The organism is Streptomyces colwelliae, assembly GCF_048158785.1.
Classification (GTDB): Bacteria; Actinomycetota; Actinomycetes; order Streptomycetales; family Streptomycetaceae; genus Streptomyces.
Genome location: NZ_JBLTJC010000035.1, coordinates 26,315 through 47,225, shown reverse-complemented (window position 1 = coordinate 47,225; position 20,911 = coordinate 26,315). Strand labels below are relative to the sequence as shown.

Below are 20,911 nucleotides of genomic sequence, written 5' to 3'. Positions count from 1 at the left end.
TCGCGCCGCTGGCCGGTGACGGTCAGCGGCGCGACAGCGCGCTGGAACTCCAGGTCAAGTCGATGCTCGGCGACGATCTGCGGATCGAGCAGGATCTGAGCCGGTGGTTCCCGGTGTGGGGCGCCCCGGCGGCCCGACAGTCACGTCAGCATCGACGATTCGAGGAATCACATGTCTGCAGGTCACACCGTCCGCCGCAGCCTCCGCGCGGGCCGGGTGCGGATCGCCCTGGGCGTCACCGGCGCCGCCGCCGCGCTCGCCCTCGGTGGCTCGTTCACCGCCCACGCCGACAACTCCGCACCCGACCCCAAGCCGGTGCCCGTCCAGGGGACGCCCGTCGACCAGTGCCCGGAGCCGGAGCCGGTCGACGCGGTGCCGAGCGGGTACGACACCACCCCCGAGGAGAACCAGGTCTCCTACGAGTTCGGCGACGGGGACCCGGTCGACGCGGTGCCCGGTGGCGACTGCACGGACCCGGACCCGAGCAAGGGCACCCCGGTTGACGCCGTGCCCGGCGGGAACGACAGCGCCCCGGACCACTCCGCCCGGGTCGCCAAGCGGTGACGGAGCAGGCACACGCGGCCGAGCGCCGCTGATCGGCCACGGGCCGTTCGGCGGCCCGCGCCGAGGTGGAGCCGCCGGGTACCTGCCCGGCGGCCCCACCGTCCGTCCGGTGATTCCGGGCGCTCGTACGAAGACCTTGCTGTCCTGGAGATCCATGAACGCGGCGACGACCCCGGCCTACGGTGTGCCGACGGGCCGGTACACACCCCTACGTTTCCCGGCTCGCCCCTGGCCGGACGCGCTGCGACGGGCGCTACGGCACCTGGTGCGCGGTGTGTCGCACCAGCGCGAGGACATCCCGGCGGCGCCGGATTCGCCGGCCGTCCACACCGGCCTCGGGGCACCCGGCATCGACGAGTTGTACGCCCACCGCCGCCTGGATCTCGTCCGCCTGGCCCTGCTGCTGGTGGACGACCTCCCCACGGCGGAAGACGTGGTGCAGGACGTCTTCGCGGCGCTCTACCGCCGCCACGGCGAGCGGCTGACCGGCCTCGACAACCCCGACGCCTATCTGCGCACCAGCGTGGTCAACACCTCGCGCTCGGTCCTGCGCCGCCGCCGTACGGTACGGGCCCACGTGCCCGAGCGCGAAGGGCACGCGCCCTCGGCCGAAGAGCCTGTGCTGTTGCGCGAGGAGCACGGTGAAGTGATCGCCGCCCTGCACCGGTTGACCCGGCGGCAACGGGAAGTGCTGGTCCTGCGGTACTGGTCCCATCTCAGCGAGGCCCAGATCGCCGACACCCTGAACCTGTCCCGCGGCGCGGTCAAATCCACCGCGAGCCGGGCACTGGCCGCCCTGCGCCGACAGTTGGAGGCGTCCTCATGACGACACGCGTAATCCCGGAGGCGTCCCGATGATCGAGCAGGACCTCGGTTCCGGTCTTCCTCCGGATTCCCTCGAAGAGCGGCTGCGCAACGCCCTGCGGTCCCGGGCCGACTCGGTCGACCTGCACGCGCTGCGACCGGCGATTCCACCGACCAGTCGGCCCCGGCTGTTCCGGCTCCCGGCTCTCCACCCCGTCCGCCGTACCGCGCTGGCGTTGCTGGTCGTGGCCGCCGCGGTGATCGGCGTCCTGTTCGTGGCGGTGCACGAGGTCCGGGAGACACCGGTCAGGCCCGCGAACCGCCCCTCGGTGTCACCCACCCCCAACGCCACCGACGCCGTACCCGATCCTCCTGGGTCGGGCGGGATCGACGCGTCGCCACTTCCCTGACGCACTTCCCTGACCGAGCGCGCTGCACCCGGTCACGCGCAGAAACTGCTCGCGCCCGCTGCCGCCCACTCGTTCGTCGGAAGTTCGAGCAGCCGCTCGATCCGGGCGCTGTCCGGCAGGGGGCCGTGATCGGCCGTCACCTTGAGGGCCGATGCGGCCGTGATGTGTCCCAGTCGCAGCGCACGCTCCATGCCCCCGCCGCGCAGCAGGCCGGTCAGGACTCCGGCGGCGAACGCGTCGCCCGCGCCCACGGGCTCCACCACGTCGGTGTCCAGCGCGGGCACGGTCCGGATGCCTTCGTCGCTGAAGGCGATGGCGGAATGGCCGCCGTCCTTCACCACGAGAAGCCGTGGGTGCGGCAACAGCGCCCGTACGTCGGCCGGTTGGAGGTCCGCGTCCCACAATTCCCGCGCCTCGTCGAGGCCGACGAAGGTGATGTCGGCCCGGTCGGCCAGATCGCGCAGCACGGTGGCGGCCGTGCCGGGGGGCCACAGCGCGGGACGGTGGTTGACGTCGAAGCTGATGACGTACGGACGTTCACCGGCCGGCACGGTGAGCGCGGTGGCCACCAGGCTCCGGCAGGACGGGGACAACGCCGGTGTCACGCCGGTGAGATGGACGATCGAGGCCGATCTCAGCCTGTCGTCGTCGAGGACGTCGGGGCCCATCGCCGAGGCCGCCGAGTTGCCGCGGTAGTAGTGGACCCGGGTCCGCGAACCGGTCGGCTCCTTCACGAGCAGTCCCGTGGGCCGCTCCGGATCGCAGCGCACACCACTCACATCGACACCCGCCGCGCCCACCTCGGCGCGCACCCGCCGCCCCAGCGCGTCGTCCCCCACCGCCGAGAGCCAGGAGACGGGAATCCCCAAGTCGGCCAGATACATGGCCACATTGGACTCCGCCCCGGCCACCGACACCCGCAGATCGTCGGCGCGCTCGAGCGAGGAGGACGGCGCGGGGGCAAGGGCCGCCATGGTCTCCCCGATGCAGACGACCGCACCTTCGGTCGACCGCCAGCCGCTCTTCATGACGCCTCCCGCGCGAACGTAGTTTCCTCAACGACGGTGAGCAGGGCGCTAGTTCGGGCGCGCAGCGCGGTCAGGCTGCCGCCGTCGGCCGCGTCGCCGACCAGGGGTGAGCCGACGCCGACGGCGGTCGCTCCGGCGTTCAGATACTCCCGGGCGGCCAACTCGTCGACACCGCCCACCGGTACGAACACCTCGTGCGGGAACGGGCCCCGCAATGCCCTCAGATAGGCGGGACCGCCGGCCTCCGCGGCCGGGAAGATCTTCAGCGCGGCGACACCGAGGGGACGGGCGGCGAGGATCTCGGTGGGGGTCAACACCCCTGCTATGACCGGCAGTTCGAGCCGGTGGGCCTCGCGGATGCCGTCCCCGAGCGCGGGGGTGACGGCGAAGTTCGCGCCGGCCCGGTGGGCGGCGCGGGCGTCGTCGGCGGTCAGGACCGTACCGGCACCGAGGGGGCGGTCGGGGCCGAGTTCCTTGCGTGCTCGCTCGATGACGGACAGGGCGTCCGTGCCGGTGAGGGACACCTCGATCAGTTCGACGCCCTCCTCGGCGAGGGTCAGTACGGTGCGTACCGCGGCTTCGGGATCGGTGCCGCGGACGATCGCGACCAGGCGGTGTGCGGCCAGGGCCGCTCGGAGATCCATGTGACGAATTCCCTTCCTGTGCGGGTCGGTTCAGGCACAACGGCAGTTCGTGGTCAGCGTCAGCCGCCACCGCGCTTCGCCCGAGGCGGGTACCCGGGCGGCGTCTCCGGGGCCCGCCTCGGCGAGGTCGAAGACGCGGCCGAGCATCGGTTCGACGCCGGTGCTGCGGTAGGGGTGTCGGTCGGGAAAGCCGCCCAGGTTGCGCCACAGGGCGATGGACACGGGCTGTCCGTCGGATTCGAGACCGAGCGACAGAGTGTCGGCCCGGTCGTGGACGCAGCAGTCGGAAGCGTCCACGACAGCCCCTACGGCGGTGCCGTCATCCGGCCCGAACCGGTCCAGGCGCAGTCCGCACGGTTCGGGCCAGTCACCCTCCACCCATGAGGCTCCGTCCGGCCACGCCCGGTCCAACAGCCGCGCGGCCTCGGGAAAGAGCCGGGTCCGCGCTCCCTCGCGGATGTGCGGACGCGCACGGTCGGAGAGGTCGAGCAGAGCATGGGCGGCCCATACGAAGCGGAAGCCCGCGTCGGCCGTCAGGACGTAGTCGGCCACGGCCCCGTCGATGGTGGCACGCACCGTGCGCGCCAGGGTGAAGCGCTCGCAGCGAACGACATCCGCTCCTCCCTCCCGCGTCCAGGGCCGTGACCAGGCGTCCCCGTGGTCGGGAGCGCCCCGGACCGTCGGTATGCACTCCTCCAGTCCACCCGCGTCCACGAAGGCGTCCCCCGGTGCAGCCTTCTCCCGCTCCGGAGCCTCACGCCGCCACAACCACTCGCGCCCCGCCGTTGTGCGCAGTGAGGTCCAACGCCCGCCGTGCGTACGGTCGATAACGATGTCCAACGGCACGGTCACCACTCCGCGAAGGAACCGTCGGGGTGCCGCCACACGGGGTTGCGCCAGGCGTGACCGGTGCGGTCGGCGGCGCGTACGGCGGCCTCGTCGATCGTGATGCCGAGGCCGGGGGCGTCGCCGCGCAGGGCGTGGCCGTCGACGAACCGGAACGGCGCCGGGTCGATGAGGTAGGAGAGCAGGTCGGCGTCCTTGTTGTAGTGGATGCCCCGGCTCTGCTCCTGGATGAGGAAGTTGGGCGTGGCGAAGGCGACCTGGAGACTGGCCGCCAGCGCGATCGGGCCGAGCGGACAGTGCGGGGCGAGTTGGGCGCCGTAGGCCTCCGCGAGGGAGGCGATGCGGTGGACCTCCGAGATGCCGCCGGCGTGGGAGAGGTCGGGCTGGGCGACGGCGATGCCCGCGGCCAGCACGGGCAGGAACTCGGCGCGGCCGTAGAGGCGTTCACCGGTGGCGAGCGGTACCGGGCTCGACGCGACCAGGCCGGCCAGTTGACGGCCGTGCTCGGGCAGGACGGGTTCCTCGACGAACAGCGGGTGCAGCGGGGCGAGTTCGGCGAGGACGCGACGGGCGCCGGCGGCGGTGAAGCGGCCGTGGAAGTCGACGGCGACATCACGGTCGGGGCCGAGTGCCTCGCGGGCGGCGGCCACGCGGGCGACGATCGCGGCGGTCTCGGCGGGGGTGGGGATCGGTGAGGTGGCTCCGGCGGCGTTCATCTTCACCGCGGTGAAACCGGCCTCGACCTGGGCGGTGATCTGCTCGCTCAGCTGGGCGGGTTCGTCGCCGCCGACCCAGGCGTAGACCCGGACGCGGTCGCGCACGGGACCGCCGAGCAGCGCGTGCACGGGAGCGCCGTACGTCTTACCGGCGATGTCCCACAGGGCCTGGTCGAGGCCGGCGACGGCGCTGGAGAGGATCGGGCCGCCCCGGTAGAAGCCGCCCTTGGACATGACCTGCCAGTGGTCCTGGATGCGCAACGGGTCCTGGCCGACGAGGTGTTCGGCCAGGACGTCGACGGCGGCGCGCACGACCTCGGCACGCCCTTCGACGACCGGTTCGCCCCAGCCGACCACGCCCTCGTCGGTCTCGACGCGGCAGAACAGCCAGCGGGGCGGGACCAGGAAGGTCTCGACACGGGTGATCTTCACTGAGACCGGGAGCCTTCCGTTTCTTCGGAGTCCTGTACGGAGTCCGCCGGGGAACCCGCGTCCTCTTCCGCGTCGCCGAGGCGGTCCAGGTCGCGGCCGGCCTGGTCGAGCAGGGCGCGCATCGCGGCCTCGGCGGCCTGCGGGTCCTGGTCGCGTACGGCGTCCAGGACGGCGCGGTGGGCGGGGACCGGGTCCTCGCTGTGGGGGGCGCTGTGCACGATGCGGTCGCGGTGTGCCAGGCCGGACTCGATCACCATCTCCATGCGTTCGAGGAGTTCGTTGTGGGTGGCGGCGAGCAGGGCGCGGTGGAAGGCGAGGTCGGCCTCGACCGCGTGGGCGGCGCCGTTGCCCTGCTCCCCCATCGCGTCGAGGGCGCCGTCCAGGGCGGCCAGGTCCGCGTCGGTACGGCGCTGGGCGGCCAGGCGTACGGCGGCGGGCTCGATGATGGAGCGGACTTCGGCGAGGTTGTGCAGCAGCGCCTGATCGGACTCCGAAGTGGAGGCGCCCTCGAACTGCCAGCGCAGCACGTCCGCGTCGAGCAGGTTCCACTCGGCGCGGGGGCGTACGAAGGTGCCCCGGCGTTGCCGGGCGTCGACCATCCCCTTGGCGGCGAGCACCTTCAGCGACTCGCGCAGCGCGGTCAGGCTCACGTCCAACTCGCTCTGTAGCGCCACGAGATCCAGCGTGGCCCCCTCGGGGATCTCACCGCCCAGGATGCGGCGGGCGAGGAGTTCCACGGTCTGGCCGTGGACGCCTCGACGGGCATAGGGCGTCATGTCGTACAGCCTTTCTGCTTGTTGGGGAGCGTGGTCATGCGGAGGCCTTGACGACGCTCCAGCCGCCGTCCACCACGAGACTCGTCCCGGTGATGAAGGAGGCTTCGTCGGCGCTGAGGAACGCGATGGCCGCGGCCACCTCCTCGGGCGTTCCGAAGCGGCGTACGGCCGTCTCGGCGATGCTGCGTTCCCGTTCCTCTGGCGGCACTCTGTCCCAGGCGGCGGTCAGTATCGGTCCCGGCAGGACGGCGTTGACGCGCACAACAGGCCCGTATTCGACGGCGAGTTGACTGCACAGGGAGAGCAACGCGCCCTTGGCGGCGGCGTAGGCGGGGTGCCCGGGGATGCCCTTGTGCGCGTGTACGGACGAGGTCAGCACCACCGCGCCCCGCCGCTCCGCCAGATCGGGCAGCACCGCCCGGAAGCCGAGGAAACTGCCGGTCAGATTGACGTCGAGCTGCCGTTGCCAGGACGGCAGGGTCATCTCGTGGGCCGGGGTGACGTCGACGGTGAAGGCGTTGCTGACGAGGACGTCGACGGGCCCGAAGGTGTGCGCGGCGCCGACGATCCGCGCCCAGTCGTCCTCGGCCGCGACATCGGCGGCCACGAACCGGGCCCGCCCGCCGTCCTTGCCGATCCGCTCCGCCACCGACTCGCCCCGTTCCTCTGCTATGTCGGCGAGCACGACGGCGGCTCCCTCCTCGGCGAGGCGTACGGCCGTGGCGGCTCCGATGCCGGAGGCCGCTCCGGTGACCACGGCCGTGCGTCCGGTGAACCGGGCGCCGTGCCGTCGTACGGACTGGTCCATCGGGGTTCGACTCCTTCGCGTTCTCGGGTCCTTCGCGTCTTTCACGAGCAAGGGCTTGCTGGAAAGGCCTGCTGGAAACATAAGGGGCTCACTCGCGCACGAGCACGACCAGGTCGGCATCATGATCGCCACTCCACGCGAACGGCAGCCCGTAGTGCAGCAGATGGGCTCCGCTGTACGTCGTCCCCGTCGCCGTGTCCCGGTAGCCCGCCGCCGGTTCGAGTCCCCGCAGCCGGAGCCGGCCGGCCCGCCCCGGCACGAGCGGCGCCCCGTCGAGACGCCCGGTGCTCAGCGCGGCGACGACAGTCCGGTCCCCGGCGTCGTACTGCACCCCGCAGCTCGCGTCCTGCGGCGTACCGAGCAGCCGTGCCTCACCCTGGTGGATCACGTCCCGCACCTCCTTGTAGCGGCCGATCCACCGGGCGGCCTCGGTCCGCTGCTCCGGCGTCCAGGCGCGCAGGTCGGCGCCGATGCCCAGCACTCCGCACATGGCGTTGACGAAGCGGAAGGCGAGGCTGCGCGGACGCGGGTCGAAGACGCCGGGCGCGTCGGTGACCCAGGAGCTCATGACGTGCGGGGCGTGCGCGTGCAGGAAACCGTACTGGACCGAAAGCCGGTCCAGCGGTGCGGTGTTGTCGCTGGGCCAGACCACGTCGGTACGCGCGACGGTCGCGTGCTCGATCCGCCCGCCGCCGCCCGCGCAGCCCTCGACGGTGACGTCGGGGTGGGCGGAACGGAGGTGGTCGAGGACGCGCAGATACCCGGCGACATGCTCGGCGTCCAGGTCCACTCGGCCGGCACCGGGACGGCCGCGTTCGGTGGGCGGGCGGTTCATGTCCCACTTGAGGTAGCTGATGTCGTAGGTGCCGAGCAGCCGGTCGAGCGTCCCGATCACGAAGTCCTGGACGTCGGTCCGGCCCAGGTCGAGGAGGAGTTGGTTGCGGACGAGTCGCCCGGGCCTGCCCTCGATCCGGTAGACCCACTCGGGGTGTTCGGCGTACAGACGGCTCCCCGGGCTGACGGCCTCGGGCTCTATCCACAGGCCGAAGTCCAGGCCCAACGCCCGCACGTCCGCCACGAATTGATCGAAGCCCAGCGGGAAGGCCGCCGGGTCCGGCCACCAGTCGCCCAGGCCCCCGGTGTCGTCGGCACGCCCGGTGAACCAGCCGTCGTCCACGACGAACAGTTCGGCCCCGATGTCGGCGGCCGTCTTCGCCAGCTCCAGTTGCCCGGCCGCTTCGACGTCGAAGCCGGTCGCTTCCCAGGAGTTGTAGAGGACCTTGCGGGGGCGGTGCAGTCGCTCTCCGGAGAGGTGTCGTTCGTAGCGGTGCCAGACGCGGGAGAGTCCGTCGAGGCCCTCCGGGCTGAAGGCGCAGGCGAGTTGGGGCGTGGCGAGGGTCTTGCCGGGCGCGAGCAGCACCGCTCCCTCGTGCGGCACTCGGCCCGCCCGCACGCGCAGGGCACCGCCGGGTTCGGCCTCGGCGGTGATGTGCCAGTTGCCGGACCAGGCGAGGGCGATGCCGTACGCGGCCGGCGACTCGCCGTCCTGCACCGCGAGCCAGGGTGCGTACGCGTGTCCCGGTACACCTTGCAGGCTGCCGATGGTGAACGTACCTCTGGGCAGGTCGAGTTGGGTGCGCTGGAACTCCTGCGACCACTGGCCCGTGAGGTACGTCAGGCGGGCGACGCCGGTGACGGGGATGTTCACGGCGGCCGAGTCGAGTCGCTCCAGGCGGAGTTCGTCCGTGGCAGTGAACTCCGTCCAGCGGAGGAGCACGTCCGTGCCCGGAACGGTCTCGTAGTGGAGGACGGTCCGGAGGCCCAACTGCTCGTCGTGGAAGGCGAGTCGTAGTGCACCCTCGTCCACTTCGGCGCCTGCGAACTCCCACCACACTCCCCGGTCTTCGCCGTCCGGACGCGACGCAACCAGCTCCGATCCGGTGAACGGCCGTAGCCCGTACGGGAGATACTCGGCGGGCGCCGCGTCGGCGGGCGTGATGAAGTGTGTGCGTCGCGACCGGTCCAGGGCGGAGGGACCGTCCTCGACGCCGAGCGGTCCCCACGCGTCGAGTTCGGCCCAGGGGCCGTCCGGGGACAGGCGCACGGTGTAGCTGGTGTTCTCCGTGCGCAAGGTCCAGCGCTGGTGCATCACTTGACCGCCCCGAGGTTGAGCCCGGCCACGAAGTGCCGCTGGAAGCGCAGGAACACGGCGACCGTGGGCGCGGCGGCGATGACGGAACCGGCAGCGATGACGTTCCACATCGACACGTACTGTCCCTGAAGTCCGATGAGCGCGGCGGTGATGGGCATCTTGGTGTCGCTGCGCAGCACGGTGATCGCCCAGAGCAGGTCGTTGAAGATCCAGGTGAACGACAGGGCGCTGAGCGCGGCCAGGGCGGGGCGGGTCAGCGGGAGGATGATCCGCCAGAAGATCTGCCAGGGGCCGGCGCCGTCGACGACCGCCGCCTGCTGGATCTCCACCGGGATCGACCGCATGAACCCGTGCAGGACGAAGACGTAGAAGCCGACGCCGAAGCCGATCTGTACGCCGACGAGTGCGGGCAGGGTGTCGAAGATGCCCATCACTTCGCTGAGCTTGGAGACCGGGATGAGGAGGATCTGCGGCGGGAGGAGGTTGCCGCCGAGCATGAGCAGCAACAGCGAGCGGCGGAAGGGGAGTTCGTAGCGGCTGAGGGCGAACGCGGCCATCGCGGCGAGGGCCAGCGTGATCAGGACGCAGGGGATGGTGACGAGCAGGCTGTTGATGAGGGCGCGCTGCTGGCCGCCGTCGACCCAGGCCTGGTGGAAGTTGCCGAGGGTGAAGGAATGCGGCCAGCTGCCCAGGCCGTTGGCGGCGATGTCGTCGAAGGAGCGGAGGCTGGTCACCAGGACCAGGGCGATGGGCAGCAGCCACAGGATCGCCAACGCGCCCGCGCCCAGGTGGAATCCGGCGGTCGCGGCGCGCTTCCGGCGCAGGGCCGTGGAGTTGGCGGACATCAGTCGGCCTCCCGGAACGCGCGGACGAGGTAGGAGCAGATGACGCCGAAGGCCAGCACGAAGATGACGACGGCGAGTGCGGAGCCGTAGCCAAGTCGTAGGGACTGGAAGGCGGTTGAGTACATGTAGGTGCTCAGCAGCTCGGAGGAGTGGTAGGGGCCGCCGCGGGTCAGCGACCAGACGACGTCGAAGGAGCGGAGCGAGTCGATGACGATGACCGACAGAACCACCGCGTTGACACTGCGCAGTTGGGGCAGCGTGACGTGCCGCAGGCGCTGCCAGGCGCTGGCGCCATCGACCTTGGCGGCCTCGTACAGGGCGGGGTCGATGCCCTTGAGGCCGGCCAGGTAGAGGACCATGACGTAGCCGATCTGGCGCCACAGCGCGGGCACGATCACCGCGTAGAGGGCGGTGTCCTGGTCTGCGAGCCAGGCGTGGCGCAGGCTGCCGAGGCCTACGGACTGGAGGAGTTGGTTGAGGACGCCGTCGGGCTGGTAGATCGCCTGCCAGACCAGGGCGGTGGCGACGAGGGAGAAGACGACGGGCAGGAACAGGGCCGCGCGGTAGAAGCCGACGCCTCGGCGCTCCTGTTGGAGCAGGAGTGCGGCGGCGAGGCCGAGCAGCGCGGACAGACCGCCGAAGAGGACGAGCCAGAGGACGGTGTGGCCGGCCGCGCTGCGGAAGACGTCGTCGTGCGCCATCTCCCGGAAGTTGCCCAGGCCGACGAACTGCGGTGGGGAGACGCCGTCCCACTTGGTCAGGGCGAGGTAGAAGCCCTGGACGGCGGGCCAGAACACCCACACGGCCTCGACGAGAAGCGGGACGAGGACGAAGGCGAGCACCAGCGGGGGTGTGCGCCGGGGGCCCCGGACCCGCTTGCCCGTGGCGGGCGTGCGGGCCGGGGACTTCCGGTCGGGCGCGGTCAGGACGGCCATGTCACGCGTTCCAGATCTTCTCGGCGTCGCGCTGCCAGTCGGTGAGGATGCTCCCGATCGACTTGGGCTTGGCCAGGAACTTGGTCAACGCGTTGTCCGCGGTGGGCTGGAGGGCGTCGCTGGAGTCCCGGTTGAAGAACTGCGTGATCTCGGTCGCCGCCTCGATGTGCTTGCGGCCCTTGGTGACGAGGGCGGTTCCGGCGTCCTTCGCGGCGGGGTTGCAGGGCAGCACGGTGCCGGAGGAGCCCTTGATGTAGATCTCCTGCGCCTCGGCGGTCGCGAGGTACTTCATCAGGTCGATCACCTGGTCGTGCCGTCCGGTGCGGGCGCTGGCGAAGTAGCCGTCCGTGGGCGCCTCTTCGGCGAGCGGGACCTTCGCGTCGATGACCGGGAAGCGGAAGAAGTCGACGTCGTCGAGGGCGTTCTTCGGTGCCGCGTCGGCGAAGAAGGTGCCGATGAGCATCATGCCGCTGCGGCCGTTGAGCAGGGAGGTCGACGCGTCCTGGAAGGCGACGGCGGCGCCGTTCGGGTCGAAGTACGGCAGCACCTCCTGCCAGCGGTCGAACACCTTGCGCACCTCGGGGTCGTCGAACCGGTGCTTCCCCGCGAGGAGTTGGCGGTGGTACTCGGCGCCGTTGATCCGGATGTCGAGGTAGTCGAACCAGGCCGAGGCCACCCAGGCGGTGCCGCCGCCGGCTCCCAGTCCGATCGGGGTGACGCCCTTGCTCTTGAGCTTGTCGCAGAGGTCGAGGAAGTCGTCCCAGCTCTTGGGCTCGCTCACCCCCCACTTGGCGAAGTTCGACTTCCGGTAGAACATGCCCCACCAGTAGTAGGTGGTGGGCACGAAGACCTTCTTGCCGGAACTCGTCGAGGTGCACAGCGAGTTGAGCGCCTTGGAGTAGCGCTTGAGGTCGGGCGACGAGGTCCACGCCTCGTCGAGGTCGAGCAGCAGCTTCTTCTTTGCGTAGGCCTCCGCGACCGAGCCGGGGTACCAGGTGTACACGTCCGGCGGGTTGGCCGAGGTGAGGTACGTCGGCAGTTGGGTGCGGAAGGTCTCCGCGGCGACCGTGTTGAGGCTCGCGCGGTCGGAGCCCTTCTTGGCGTAGGCGGCGACGAGATCCTCCATCGCGGCCTTCGCCTGCGGGGCGGAGAGATTGGACTGGAGGGTCACCGCGCCCTTCGAGGAGCTCTTGCTGGAGGAGGTGGAGGTGACACAGCCGCTGAGCAGCGCCGCCGTCCCCGCGGCACCGAGTCCGGCGAGGAACCGGCGTCGGTCTGGCTGATGGTTCGTCATGGATGGCTCCTTGTGGATCCCGCGCGGATCCGGATGCACGCAGATCCGGATGCACGCGGTTCCAGATTCACGTGGCGTCCCCACCACGTCAAGAATAATTACTAATTTAGTTGAACTGGGTCAGGTGCACGTAGCCGTCGACGCCGCGGAACACCGCGTCGACCGTCCCGCCCGGTCCGGCCACCCCCCCGAGCGCACCGTCGAACGCGGCGCTGGGGAACGCGAGTTGCTTGGTCCAGCCCTGCCACGCACCGTTCTCGTACCGCTGCTGCCAGAGCGTGTAGTCGGCGGCCCGCGCGTACAGCACCACGGCATCCCCTACGGCGACCAGCGTCGGGCTCCCGCTGACCGTCCCGCCGGCCGATGCCCACGGCGACCACTCCCCCGACACGTCCCGGGACCGCGTCCACACGTCGTCGGCCGCGCCGCGCACGGCAACCTGCACTCGTCCCTGCGCGTCCACGACGGCGGACGGCCGCCCGTACACCGAGCGGCCACCGGGTGCGCCGAGCGAGGTCCAGCCGGTCGACGGTCCGCGCTGCACGACCTGCCCGTCGGTGCCCGTGGCGAACAGCGTCCAGTGCGCCGGGTCGGTGAACGCCACCGACGGCGCGTCGGCCACCCGGCCGCCGAGGCTCTGCCAGGCACCCCAGCGTCCGCCGGCGTAGACCCGCCGGTACACCCGGGAGTCGGCGCCGCGTACGAAGACGTCGATCCGGCCGCCGGCCGAGGCGTAGGCGGCGGGCTGGCCGAGAATCTCCCCCTTCGTGGGACCGCCGAGGTCGCGCGTCCCGCCGTCGGCCTGCTGGACGAGCGAGCCGTGCGGTCCGCGCAGGAAGGTGGTGAGCGTGTCGCCGTCGCGGACGACGGCCGGGCTCGCCGTGGCCTTCGTGCCCAGGTTCGTACCGGGCAGGGCGTCCGCCCCGGTCAGCTTCAGAAGCGCGGTGCCGTGCGCGGGGACCTCGACGGTGTACGACCCCGTGTACGTGCCCCGGTCGACACGTGCCCGCAGGTCACGCACCTGGACCGGTCCACCGAGTGCGGTATCCGCGAACTGCACGGTACGCAGGGCGGGTTGGTCGGACCTGTTGAGCAGGACGACCGCGCGCTGCCCGTGTCCTTCCAGCACCTTGCTGTACACGTCGCCGACCGAGTCCGAGGCCACCCGCACGCCCTGGACGGCAAGCGGGTCCTGGTCGACGGCGATGATCTCCGGGTTGCGCAGGGTGGCGAGCATCGAGTCGGACAGGGTGCGCGGGTCGGAGCCGAGGACGAGCGGCGAGCCCATCTCGGCCCACATCACGTACTGCGTGGTGGACTCCTCCTGGGTCAACTCCAGGGATCCGTCCGTCATTTGGCGCATCGGGATGAGGTAGTCCGGGTCGTTGTAGTGCCCGGGTCCCTGTGCCTCGGGGTGCCAGGCGTTCGCGTCCATGTTGCGCAGGATGTTGGGCCACTGACCCGGGCTCGGGGTGCCCCAGGCGATGTCCGTGCCGGTGCGCCAGGAGTCGGCGATCGTCGGGGCGTAGACGTACGTGTTGTGCGCGTCCTGCTCGGGTGTGTGCGGCAGACCCCAGTCGTCGGTGAGCGGGTTGCACAGGTTCAGCAGCATCCTGCGGCCGGACTTGGCCACCGCGTCGCTGAACTCCTTGAACGCCGGGCCAGGATCGAGCTTGGCGCCGATCCCGCACAGGAAGTCGACCTTGACCGCGTCGATCTTCCAGCCCGCGAACTGCCGTGCGTCCGCGTCGTAGTGGCCCCTGCTGCCGAGCCCGCAGCTCTTGCCGCCGTCGTAGGTGCCGGCGTCGGTGTAGATGCCCGCCTTCAGGCCGCGCTTGTGCAGGTAGGAGACCAACGCGGGTATCCCGGAGGGGAATCGGTCGGGATTCGCGACCAACCGCCCTTGCGCGTCACGCGGGTTGTCGGCCTGCCAGCCGCCGTCGAGCCACACGATGTCGTAACCGGCGTCCCGCAGACCGCTGTCGACCAGCTTGTCCGCGACACTGCGCACTTGCTGTTCGGTGGGCGCGCCCAGACCGTAGTAGGTGTTCCAGCCCATGTACGGCGTCGGCGCGAGACCGCTGTCGTAGTAGTCGGGTGCGCCCTGGTCGACGCCGGTCTGCGCCGTGGCCACCGGGGCGGCGGTGGCCGCCAGTACGGTCGCGATGGCGACGACGGTGGCGCGGCGGGTCCGTCTCGAAGCCGCGGGTGTGCGGACCTGCGGATGTGAAGTCACTTGCCTCTCCCGAGGGTTGGGAAGCAGGAGGACGTGACCCGGGCCGCACTGCGACAGGGGGCTTCCGGCGTCACGGCGACGACTGTGGCGCGCGACCGAAACCCTGTCAATATTAATTCCTAATTTATTAGAAGGCTGCATCAGGGGTTGACACAGCTTCCTCCGCGTCCCAGCCTTTGGCAACGTTGTCAGTGGCCGCCTGTTTTTGATGGGACATCACGCTCATGACGGATCAGCCGAGTTCACCACGCCTGTCGCGCCGTTCGTTCGTCACCACGGGTTCCACCCTGCTCGCGGGGTTCGGACTCGGTTTCCGGTCGCCCACGTCGGCCGCCGCAGCCTCCTCCCCCGGTGAACTCGCCCTCCACCGCCCCGTGTCCGTCTCCTCGACGGCCTACGCGCCCACCCCGGGTTCGTTCGTGGTGGACCGGCTCGCCTCGCCGGGTGTGCGCGGCAGCGGATGGCGGGCGGCGGCGGGCGACCCGCAGTGGATCGCGATCGATCTCCAGGCCGTCTGCACCGTCACCTCGGTCCGCCTCACCTTCGAGGCCGACGCGAGCGACCCGGTGTTCACCCCTCCCACCTCGGGCAACCCGGCCGACGGCACAACAGGCAAGGAGATCCAGTCCAGTTACTCGGTCGAGTACGTCGTCGAGACGTCGACCGACCACACGTCCTGGACCAGCGTGTACCGCACCACGGCGGGCACGGGCGGAGTGGTGGACATCCAGCCCCCGCGCCCGGTCACCGCACGCTGGGTACGGCTGACCTCGACCCGACGCTCCAACCCCAACCCCCTTGGCCTGAACGGCTTCGAGGTCTACGGCACCGTCGCTGGCCACCGTCCTTCGGCCACGGGTTGGACGGACTGGGGCACCAACTCCGGCCCGGCACCCAGGTTGGCGGTGGCCGACGACGGCACGGTCCCGGTGGAGTCCGGCTGGCGACTGACACTCGACGACTGGGCCGGCGCCGACGGAACGAAGTTGTCGACGGCGTCCGTCGACACCAGCGGTTGGCTGCCGGCCACCGTTCCCGGCACGGTGCTCGGCTCACTCGTGGACCAGGGCAAGCTGCCCGACCCCGTGGCCGGACTGAACAACCTCCACATCCCCGAGGCCCTATCACGTCATTCGTGGTGGTACAGGCGGGAGTTCGAGCTGCCGCGCGGTCTGCGCACCGGGACCGGGCGCCGGACCTGGCTGGAGTTCGACGGCATCAACCACACGGCCGACATCTGGCTCAACGGCCACCAGGTGGGCGCTCTGACGTACCCCTTCGCGCGCTCGTCCCACGACGTGACCGAGCTGCTCTCGACGGGCGGGGCGAACGCGCTCGCGGTGAAGATCACGCCCATGCCGATACCCGGCAGCCCCGGCGACAAGGGCCCGGCCGGTGAGTCCTGGGTGGACGCGGGCGCCAACCAGATGAACCTCAACTCCCCCACCTACCTGGCCTCTTCGGGCTGGGACTGGATGCCGGCGGTACGCGACCGGGCCGCCGGCATCTGGAACCACGTCCGGCTGAGATCGACCGGCCATGTCGTGATCGGCGATCCACGGGTCGACACCGTGCTGCCGGACCTGCCCCAGGTGTCGGTCGCCGAACTGACGATCGTCGTCCCGGTCCGCAACGCCGACTCCGCCGACCACAGGACAACGGTCTCGGCGGCCTTCGACGGCGTACTGGTCAGCAAGGTCGTCACCGTGCCGGCGGGCGAGAGCATCGACGTCACGTTCGCCTCCGGCACCTTTGCTCAACTACGGCTGCGCAACCCGGAGTTGTGGTGGCCCAACGGCTTGGGTGACCCCGCCCTCCACAAGCTCACCATCACCGCGACGCTCGACGGTTCCGAGAGCGATCGCCGCACCACCCGCTTCGGCATCCGCCAGTTCGGCTATGAGTACGAGGTACCGCTGCCGTTCGCCAACTCCGGTGACGCGTATACCCAGTCCGTGCCCTTCGCCCGGCAACAGGCCCGGTACGTGCGCGTCAAGTGCCTGACCAGGGCGTCCGGTTGGGGCTACTCCCTGTGGACGCTGGCCGTACGCGACAGCGCTCGGCCCGCCACCGACCTGGCCCTGCACGCGCAGGCCGACGCTTCGAGCACGGACGGGGACGGCCACGCCGCGGGCAATGTGACCGACGGTGATCCCGACACACGCTGGTCCTCGGCCTACGAGGACGATCAGTGGATCCGGGTCGACCTGGGGTCCGTACAGTCCTTCGACGGGGTCGACCTGGTCTGGGAACAGGCGTACGCGAAGACCTACTTGGTGCAGGTCTCCTCCGACGACGCCACCTGGACCGATGCCGCGTCGGTGGACAACAGCGCGGTTCCGCTGCCGTTCGGCAACGGCAACGCGAGCCTCCAGGTGGAGGACTTCGCCGCTCGGACCGCCCGGTACGTCCGTATCAACTGCGGGCTGCGCAACACCAGTTGGGGCAACTCCCTGTGGTCCCTCGGCGTCATCGACGGCAGCGCGCCCGGAACCGACCTGGCCCTGCGCCAGAGGACGACCGCGTCCACCGAGGATCCGGACCACCCGGCCGCGCACGCCACCGACGGTGACACGAGCACCCGTTGGTCCTCGGAGTACGCGGACCACCAGTGGATCCAGGTCGACCTCGGAGCCTCGAAGAGCTTCGACCGGGTGGCGATCCTGTGGGAGTCGGCCTACCCGAAGACCTATGTGATCCAGGTGTCGGACGACGCGGACACCTGGACCGACGTGAAGTCGGTCTCCAACACCCCGGACCCGTTGAAGATCAGCGTGAACGGGGTGCGGGTCCTCGCCCGGGGCGGCAACTGGGGCTGGGACGAGTTGCTGCGCCGGATGCCGCCGGAGCGGATGGACGCGGCCGTGCGCATGCACCGCGACATGAACTTCACCATGATCCGCAACTGGGTGGGCACGTCCGACCGGGAGGAGTTCTTCGCCGCCTGCGACGAGCACGGAATCCTCGTGTGGAACGACTTCCCCAACGCCTGGGGCATGGACCCGCCGGACCACGACGCCTTCAACTCGATCGCCCGGGACACCGTCCTGCGCTACCGCATCCACCCCAGCGTCGTCATCTGGTGCGGAGCCAACGAGGGCAACCCTCCCGCCGCCATCGACCAGGGCATGCGCGAGGCCGTGGAGGGACAGGCCCCCGGCATCCTCTACCAGAACAACTCGGCCGGCGGCATCATCACCGGCGGCGGACCGTACGGCTGGGTCGAGCCGGAGAAGTACTTCGACCCGACGACCTACGGGAGCAAGGACTTCGGCTTCCACACCGAGATCGGTATGCCCGTCGTCTCCACCGCCGCCAGCATGCGGAACATGACGGGCGACGAGCCCGAGTGGCCGATCCGCGGCGCGTGGTACTACCACGACTGGAGCGAGCGCGGAAACCAGGCACCGCAGACGTACAAGGCGGCCGTGGAAGCGCGCCTCGGGGCGACCACCGGCCTGGACGACTTCGCGCGCAAGGCCCAGTTCGTCAACTACGAGAACACGCGCGCCATGTTCGAGGCGTGGAACGCGAACCTCTGGGACAACGCCAGTGGTCTGATGCTGTGGATGTCCCACCCCGCGTGGCACAGCACGGTCTGGCAGACCTACGACTACGACTTCGACGTCAACGGCACCTACTACGGCGCCCGTTCGGCCTGCGAGCCCCTGCACGTCCAGGCCGATCCCGAGGGGCAGGTCATCGCGGTCAACCACACACGCGACGGCCTGAAGAACACCGTAGTCTCAGCGCGGTTGGTCGATCTGACGGGGCGTCGGCTCGGCGGGGACAAGAGCGCCCGGCTGGACGTGGCGCCGGCCGCGACCGCGAAGGCGTTCACCGCGGCCTGGACCGACGACCTGCCGGACCTGCATCTCCTGCGCCTGACGCTGACCGGCGGCGACGGCCGGGTCCTGTCGCGCAACACCTACTGGCGCTATCGCACACCGGCCGCCATGCAAGCACTGGGCAAGGCGCCGCGGACGAAGGTCTCCGCGACGGCCGGGCGACTGTCCCGCTCCGGAGCCCGTACCGAACTGACCGCCACCGTCCGCAATCACGGTCCGGCCGTCGCCGCGATGGTCCGCCTCTCCCTGAAGAACGGCGCGACCGGCCATCGCGTCCTGCCGACGCTGTACAGCCACAATTACCTGTGGCTGCTGCCCGACGAGTCCCAGTCCGTCACCCTGTCCTGGCCGACCCTGGCCCTGACCTCGGGGCATCCGCTCCTGGAGGTGGAGGCCTACAACAGCCGCCCCTCGACGGCCTTCAGCGGAGGTCGATGACGAGACCGCTGTCCGCGACCGTGATTTCGCCGTCGTAGGCCCGGCGGGCGGCGTCCACGAAGTCGTGCGGGTCCGATCCGGGCCACAGATGGGTGAGTACGAGACGACCCACATGCGCTTGAGCGGCGTGCTGGCCGGCCTGCCGCGCGCTGGAGAGGTACTCCGCGGAGTGCTCGGGCACTTCCTCGGCGTAGGTGGCCTCGGCAATGAGTACATCGGCGTCCCGCGCCAGGTCCGTGATGTCGGGGCACGGCCCGGTGTCGCCGGTGTACGCCAGCCGCCGCCCACCGGCTGTCAGCCGCATGCCCGCGTTGGGCACCCAGTGCGGCAACAACCGGGTGGCTACGGCGAACGGACCGATCTCGAACTCCGCGCCCGGTGTGAACTCGTGCAGCAGGTAGGAGGCGTCCAGCATTCCCGGCCGGTCCAGTGCGAGGACCGCGTCGAGAGCCCGGGGCGGGGCGAAGACCGGTAGCGCGGACGGCGGGTCGTCGTCCAGCGCCCTGGCCCGCAGCAGCGGGTTCAGGTCGGCGCAGTGGTCGGGGTGTCCATGACTGATCAGCACCGCATCGACGCCGTGCGCGGGCGTGTGCTCCAGCAGTCGGGGAAGGGCGGCGTATCCGAGGTCGATGACGAGCCGAAAGCCCTCGTGCTCCACCAGGAAACCACTGCACGCCAGACCGGCCGACGGCCATGCACCACAGCCCCCCAGTACGGTGATCCGCATGATCTCTCCTTGACCGCACCGGGGAGCAGCGTCTCAGGACGCCTCCACCGCCGCCTTGATCCGCTGCCCGAACGCGGGCGCGTCCTTGCGTGCCGCACCCAGCGCGAAGCCCACCAGCAGCTTTCCGATGCCGTGGCCTTCGAGGACGTTGAAGATCCGCACCCTGGTCGTGCCCGGGCCGGTGGCTTCGAGGTCGTAGCCACCCTCGTCCGCCGTCACCACGTTCTTCGACGTCTCCGTCCAGCGGATTCGGTTGGGGGCCTCGAATTCGGTGATCCGGAACTTCCGGCCCGTCTTCATGCCGGCGTCCTTGACCGTGCTCGTGAAGATCGTGCCCACGGCCGTCGGCCCCTCCGGAGTCTTGGTGATCTCCTGGACCCTCGGGCTGAACTTGGGGTCGTTCGTGCCGTCGGAAAGGAAGGCGAAGACTTCCTCGACAGGGCGGTTGACCTCGGCTGTCGCCTCAAACTGACCGGCCACGATTCCTCCTGTGCTGCGGTTGGAGTTCCGGCTGGGTGCGCGCCGTTGTGCCGAGCGTTCTCAGCCTATCGGCGTGGGTCGACCCGTGCTCCTCATGCGCACTACGGCTCCGTCAAGGTCGGCAGACGCGGTGCACGAGGTCCTGCCAGCCCTGGCCGACCCGTTCCTCGATCCGACGGGCGGCTTCGGTGAGGTCGGTCGTCGACAGGTAGAGCAGGAGAGGGCCGTCCAGGGCGGCGGTGAGCTGGACGGCCAGGACGTCGAGATCGGCGGGGCCGAGGGGAATCTGTTCCAGCAGCATTCGGATGTGCATCCGGGAGAGGGGCGTCTCGGCTCCGGCCGGTACGGACTGGCTGCCGTCCAGGGCGGCGCGGGCGATCTCACGGTGCTCCATCATGAAGTGGACGCGGGCCCGGCCGTACGCGATGAGGCGGTCCAGTGGCGCGGCGCCCGGACCCAGTGGGGGCGGCCCGGACATCACCTGTTCCTGGAAGACCAGTTCGGCGTCCTCCAACAGCGCCTGGAAGATCCCGGCCCGGGTGCGAAAGCGGCGGAACACCGTCCCTTTGCCCAGGCCCGCCCGCTCCGCCAGCCCGTCCATGGTCAGTTTGTCCGCGCCCTGTTCGGCGAGCATCTCGCGGGCGGAGGCCAGGAGATGCAGCCGGTTGCGCGCGGCATCGGCGCGCTCGACACGCGGCGTTCCCAAGGGCAGGACAGGTCGATCCACAGGGCTCACCCTACCGGCGGGAATGCTAAGCGGGGTAAAGTCCGCTTATGCTTCCGTGCGGCGCCACCGCCGATCGCGAACGCCACCCATGAACCACCCAGCAGGAAAGGCGATGTCCGTGAACGCATCAAGGAACTCAGCGCCGAGTGACGCCAAGGCGCCCGTGAAGCAGAAGACCTCCCTCAAAGGAATCCCGGACCC

The 20,911-nt window shown here is 70.5% G+C and carries 18 protein-coding genes and 1 pseudogene; 5 read left to right on the top strand and 14 right to left on the bottom strand.

The features are described from left to right. The 4 genes and pseudogenes from pspAB to ACNFOC_RS10565 form a co-directional block, all read left to right on the top strand. Positions 1 to 128, top strand: a pseudogene (pspAB, locus tag ACNFOC_RS10580) (PspA-associated protein PspAB); the annotation flags it as partial. A 43-nt stretch (positions 129 to 171) separates the two neighbouring features. Beyond that, on the top strand, positions 172 to 564 hold the full coding sequence (locus tag ACNFOC_RS10575) for a hypothetical protein (RefSeq protein WP_416958831.1): 393 nt from the start codon (positions 172 to 174) through the stop codon (positions 562 to 564). A gap of 154 nt (positions 565 to 718) precedes the next feature. Continuing rightward, entirely contained in the window at positions 719 to 1,390 is a 672-nt protein-coding gene (locus ACNFOC_RS10570) for a SigE family RNA polymerase sigma factor (RefSeq protein ID WP_416958829.1), read from the top strand. A gap of 28 nt (positions 1,391 to 1,418) precedes the next feature. Further along, positions 1,419 to 1,778, top strand: a complete 360-nt coding sequence (locus tag ACNFOC_RS10565) for a hypothetical protein (RefSeq protein ID WP_416958828.1) — start codon at positions 1,419 to 1,421, stop codon at positions 1,776 to 1,778. 32 nt (positions 1,779 to 1,810) lie between these two features. On the opposite strand, the gene ACNFOC_RS10560 is transcribed toward ACNFOC_RS10565, so the two are convergent. From ACNFOC_RS10560 to ACNFOC_RS10510, 11 genes are all read right to left on the bottom strand, one after another. Continuing rightward, complete coding sequence (locus tag ACNFOC_RS10560) at positions 1,811 to 2,806, bottom strand: sugar kinase (protein WP_416958827.1); 996 nt, start codon at positions 2,804 to 2,806, stop codon at positions 1,811 to 1,813. Then, the gene (locus ACNFOC_RS10555; protein ID WP_416958826.1) at positions 2,803 to 3,450 is read right to left on the bottom strand and encodes a bifunctional 4-hydroxy-2-oxoglutarate aldolase/2-dehydro-3-deoxy-phosphogluconate aldolase; all 648 of its coding nucleotides are present in this window, start codon (positions 3,448 to 3,450) and stop codon (positions 2,803 to 2,805) included. Before ACNFOC_RS10555 ends, ACNFOC_RS10560 begins: the two co-directional genes overlap by 4 nt. A gap of 30 nt (positions 3,451 to 3,480) precedes the next feature. After that, positions 3,481 to 4,302 (bottom strand): hypothetical protein, encoded by an 822-nt coding sequence (locus ACNFOC_RS10550; RefSeq protein WP_416958825.1) that lies wholly within the window; start codon positions 4,300 to 4,302, stop codon positions 3,481 to 3,483. Further along, positions 4,299 to 5,444, bottom strand: a complete 1,146-nt coding sequence (gene dgoD, locus ACNFOC_RS10545) for a galactonate dehydratase (protein ID WP_416958824.1) — start codon at positions 5,442 to 5,444, stop codon at positions 4,299 to 4,301. Before dgoD ends, ACNFOC_RS10550 begins: the two co-directional genes overlap by 4 nt. Beyond that, positions 5,441 to 6,220, bottom strand: coding sequence for a FadR/GntR family transcriptional regulator (locus tag ACNFOC_RS10540; RefSeq protein WP_416958823.1), 780 nt, complete (start codon positions 6,218 to 6,220; stop codon positions 5,441 to 5,443). The genes dgoD and ACNFOC_RS10540 overlap by 4 nt, the downstream gene beginning before the upstream one ends. A gap of 34 nt (positions 6,221 to 6,254) precedes the next feature. Further along, a complete protein-coding gene (locus ACNFOC_RS10535; protein ID WP_416958822.1) occupies positions 6,255 to 7,028 on the bottom strand; it encodes an SDR family NAD(P)-dependent oxidoreductase in 774 nt (257 codons plus the stop codon). 88 nt (positions 7,029 to 7,116) lie between these two features. Beyond that, positions 7,117 to 9,177, bottom strand: a complete 2,061-nt coding sequence (locus ACNFOC_RS10530) for an alpha-galactosidase (RefSeq protein WP_416958821.1) — start codon at positions 9,175 to 9,177, stop codon at positions 7,117 to 7,119. Next, positions 9,177 to 10,025: a carbohydrate ABC transporter permease gene (locus ACNFOC_RS10525; protein ID WP_416958820.1), complete on the bottom strand. Its 849-nt coding sequence runs from the start codon at positions 10,023 to 10,025 to the stop codon at positions 9,177 to 9,179. Before ACNFOC_RS10525 ends, ACNFOC_RS10530 begins: the two co-directional genes overlap by 1 nt. Further along, a complete protein-coding gene (locus ACNFOC_RS10520; RefSeq protein WP_416958819.1) occupies positions 10,025 to 10,960 on the bottom strand; it encodes a carbohydrate ABC transporter permease in 936 nt (311 codons plus the stop codon). The genes ACNFOC_RS10525 and ACNFOC_RS10520 overlap by 1 nt, the downstream gene beginning before the upstream one ends. Before the next feature lies 1 nt (position 10,961). Beyond that, complete coding sequence (locus ACNFOC_RS10515) at positions 10,962 to 12,254, bottom strand: ABC transporter substrate-binding protein (protein ID WP_416958818.1); 1,293 nt, start codon at positions 12,252 to 12,254, stop codon at positions 10,962 to 10,964. Positions 12,255 to 12,360: 106 nt separating this feature from the next. Then, complete coding sequence (locus ACNFOC_RS10510) at positions 12,361 to 14,490, bottom strand: DUF8189 domain-containing protein (protein ID WP_416958817.1); 2,130 nt, start codon at positions 14,488 to 14,490, stop codon at positions 12,361 to 12,363. 224 nt (positions 14,491 to 14,714) lie between these two features. Here ACNFOC_RS10510 and ACNFOC_RS10505 point away from each other — a divergent pair, with 224 nt between their 5' ends. Then, positions 14,715 to 18,776 (top strand): discoidin domain-containing protein, encoded by a 4,062-nt coding sequence (locus ACNFOC_RS10505; RefSeq protein WP_416958816.1) that lies wholly within the window; start codon positions 14,715 to 14,717, stop codon positions 18,774 to 18,776. Here ACNFOC_RS10505 and ACNFOC_RS10500 read toward each other — a convergent pair. From ACNFOC_RS10500 to ACNFOC_RS10490, 3 genes are all read right to left on the bottom strand, one after another. Further along, complete coding sequence (locus tag ACNFOC_RS10500) at positions 18,760 to 19,503, bottom strand: MBL fold metallo-hydrolase (RefSeq protein ID WP_416958815.1); 744 nt, start codon at positions 19,501 to 19,503, stop codon at positions 18,760 to 18,762. The genes ACNFOC_RS10505 and ACNFOC_RS10500 overlap by 17 nt on opposite strands. A 33-nt stretch (positions 19,504 to 19,536) precedes the next feature. Beyond that, a complete protein-coding gene (locus ACNFOC_RS10495) occupies positions 19,537 to 19,983 on the bottom strand; it encodes an SRPBCC family protein (RefSeq protein WP_416958814.1) in 447 nt (148 codons plus the stop codon). Between the two features lie 112 nt (positions 19,984 to 20,095). Beyond that, positions 20,096 to 20,710, bottom strand: coding sequence for a TetR/AcrR family transcriptional regulator (locus ACNFOC_RS10490; RefSeq protein ID WP_416958813.1), 615 nt, complete (start codon positions 20,708 to 20,710; stop codon positions 20,096 to 20,098). Between the last annotated feature and the right edge of the window lie 201 nt (positions 20,711 to 20,911).

Excerpts from the sequence above, each read along its gene's own strand:
- ACNFOC_RS10575 (WP_416958831.1), top strand. The coding sequence starts at position 172 with ATGTCTGCAGGTCACACCGTCCGCCGCAGCCTCCGCGCGGGCCGGGTG.
- ACNFOC_RS10570 (WP_416958829.1), top strand. The coding sequence starts at position 719 with ATGAACGCGGCGACGACCCCGGCCTACGGTGTGCCGACGGGCCGGTAC.
- ACNFOC_RS10565 (WP_416958828.1), top strand. The coding sequence starts at position 1,419 with ATGATCGAGCAGGACCTCGGTTCCGGTCTTCCTCCGGATTCCCTCGAA.
- ACNFOC_RS10560 (WP_416958827.1), bottom strand. The coding sequence starts at position 2,806 with ATGAAGAGCGGCTGGCGGTCGACCGAAGGTGCGGTCGTCTGCATCGGG.
- ACNFOC_RS10555 (WP_416958826.1), bottom strand. The coding sequence starts at position 3,450 with ATGGATCTCCGAGCGGCCCTGGCCGCACACCGCCTGGTCGCGATCGTC.
- ACNFOC_RS10540 (WP_416958823.1), bottom strand. The coding sequence starts at position 6,220 with ATGACGCCCTATGCCCGTCGAGGCGTCCACGGCCAGACCGTGGAACTC.
- ACNFOC_RS10535 (WP_416958822.1), bottom strand. The coding sequence starts at position 7,028 with ATGGACCAGTCCGTACGACGGCACGGCGCCCGGTTCACCGGACGCACG.
- ACNFOC_RS10530 (WP_416958821.1), bottom strand. The coding sequence starts at position 9,177 with ATGCACCAGCGCTGGACCTTGCGCACGGAGAACACCAGCTACACCGTG.
- ACNFOC_RS10525 (WP_416958820.1), bottom strand. The coding sequence starts at position 10,025 with ATGTCCGCCAACTCCACGGCCCTGCGCCGGAAGCGCGCCGCGACCGCC.
- ACNFOC_RS10520 (WP_416958819.1), bottom strand. The coding sequence starts at position 10,960 with ATGGCCGTCCTGACCGCGCCCGACCGGAAGTCCCCGGCCCGCACGCCC.
- ACNFOC_RS10515 (WP_416958818.1), bottom strand. The coding sequence starts at position 12,254 with ATGACGAACCATCAGCCAGACCGACGCCGGTTCCTCGCCGGACTCGGT.
- ACNFOC_RS10505 (WP_416958816.1), top strand. The coding sequence starts at position 14,715 with ATGACGGATCAGCCGAGTTCACCACGCCTGTCGCGCCGTTCGTTCGTC.
- ACNFOC_RS10500 (WP_416958815.1), bottom strand. The coding sequence starts at position 19,503 with ATGCGGATCACCGTACTGGGGGGCTGTGGTGCATGGCCGTCGGCCGGT.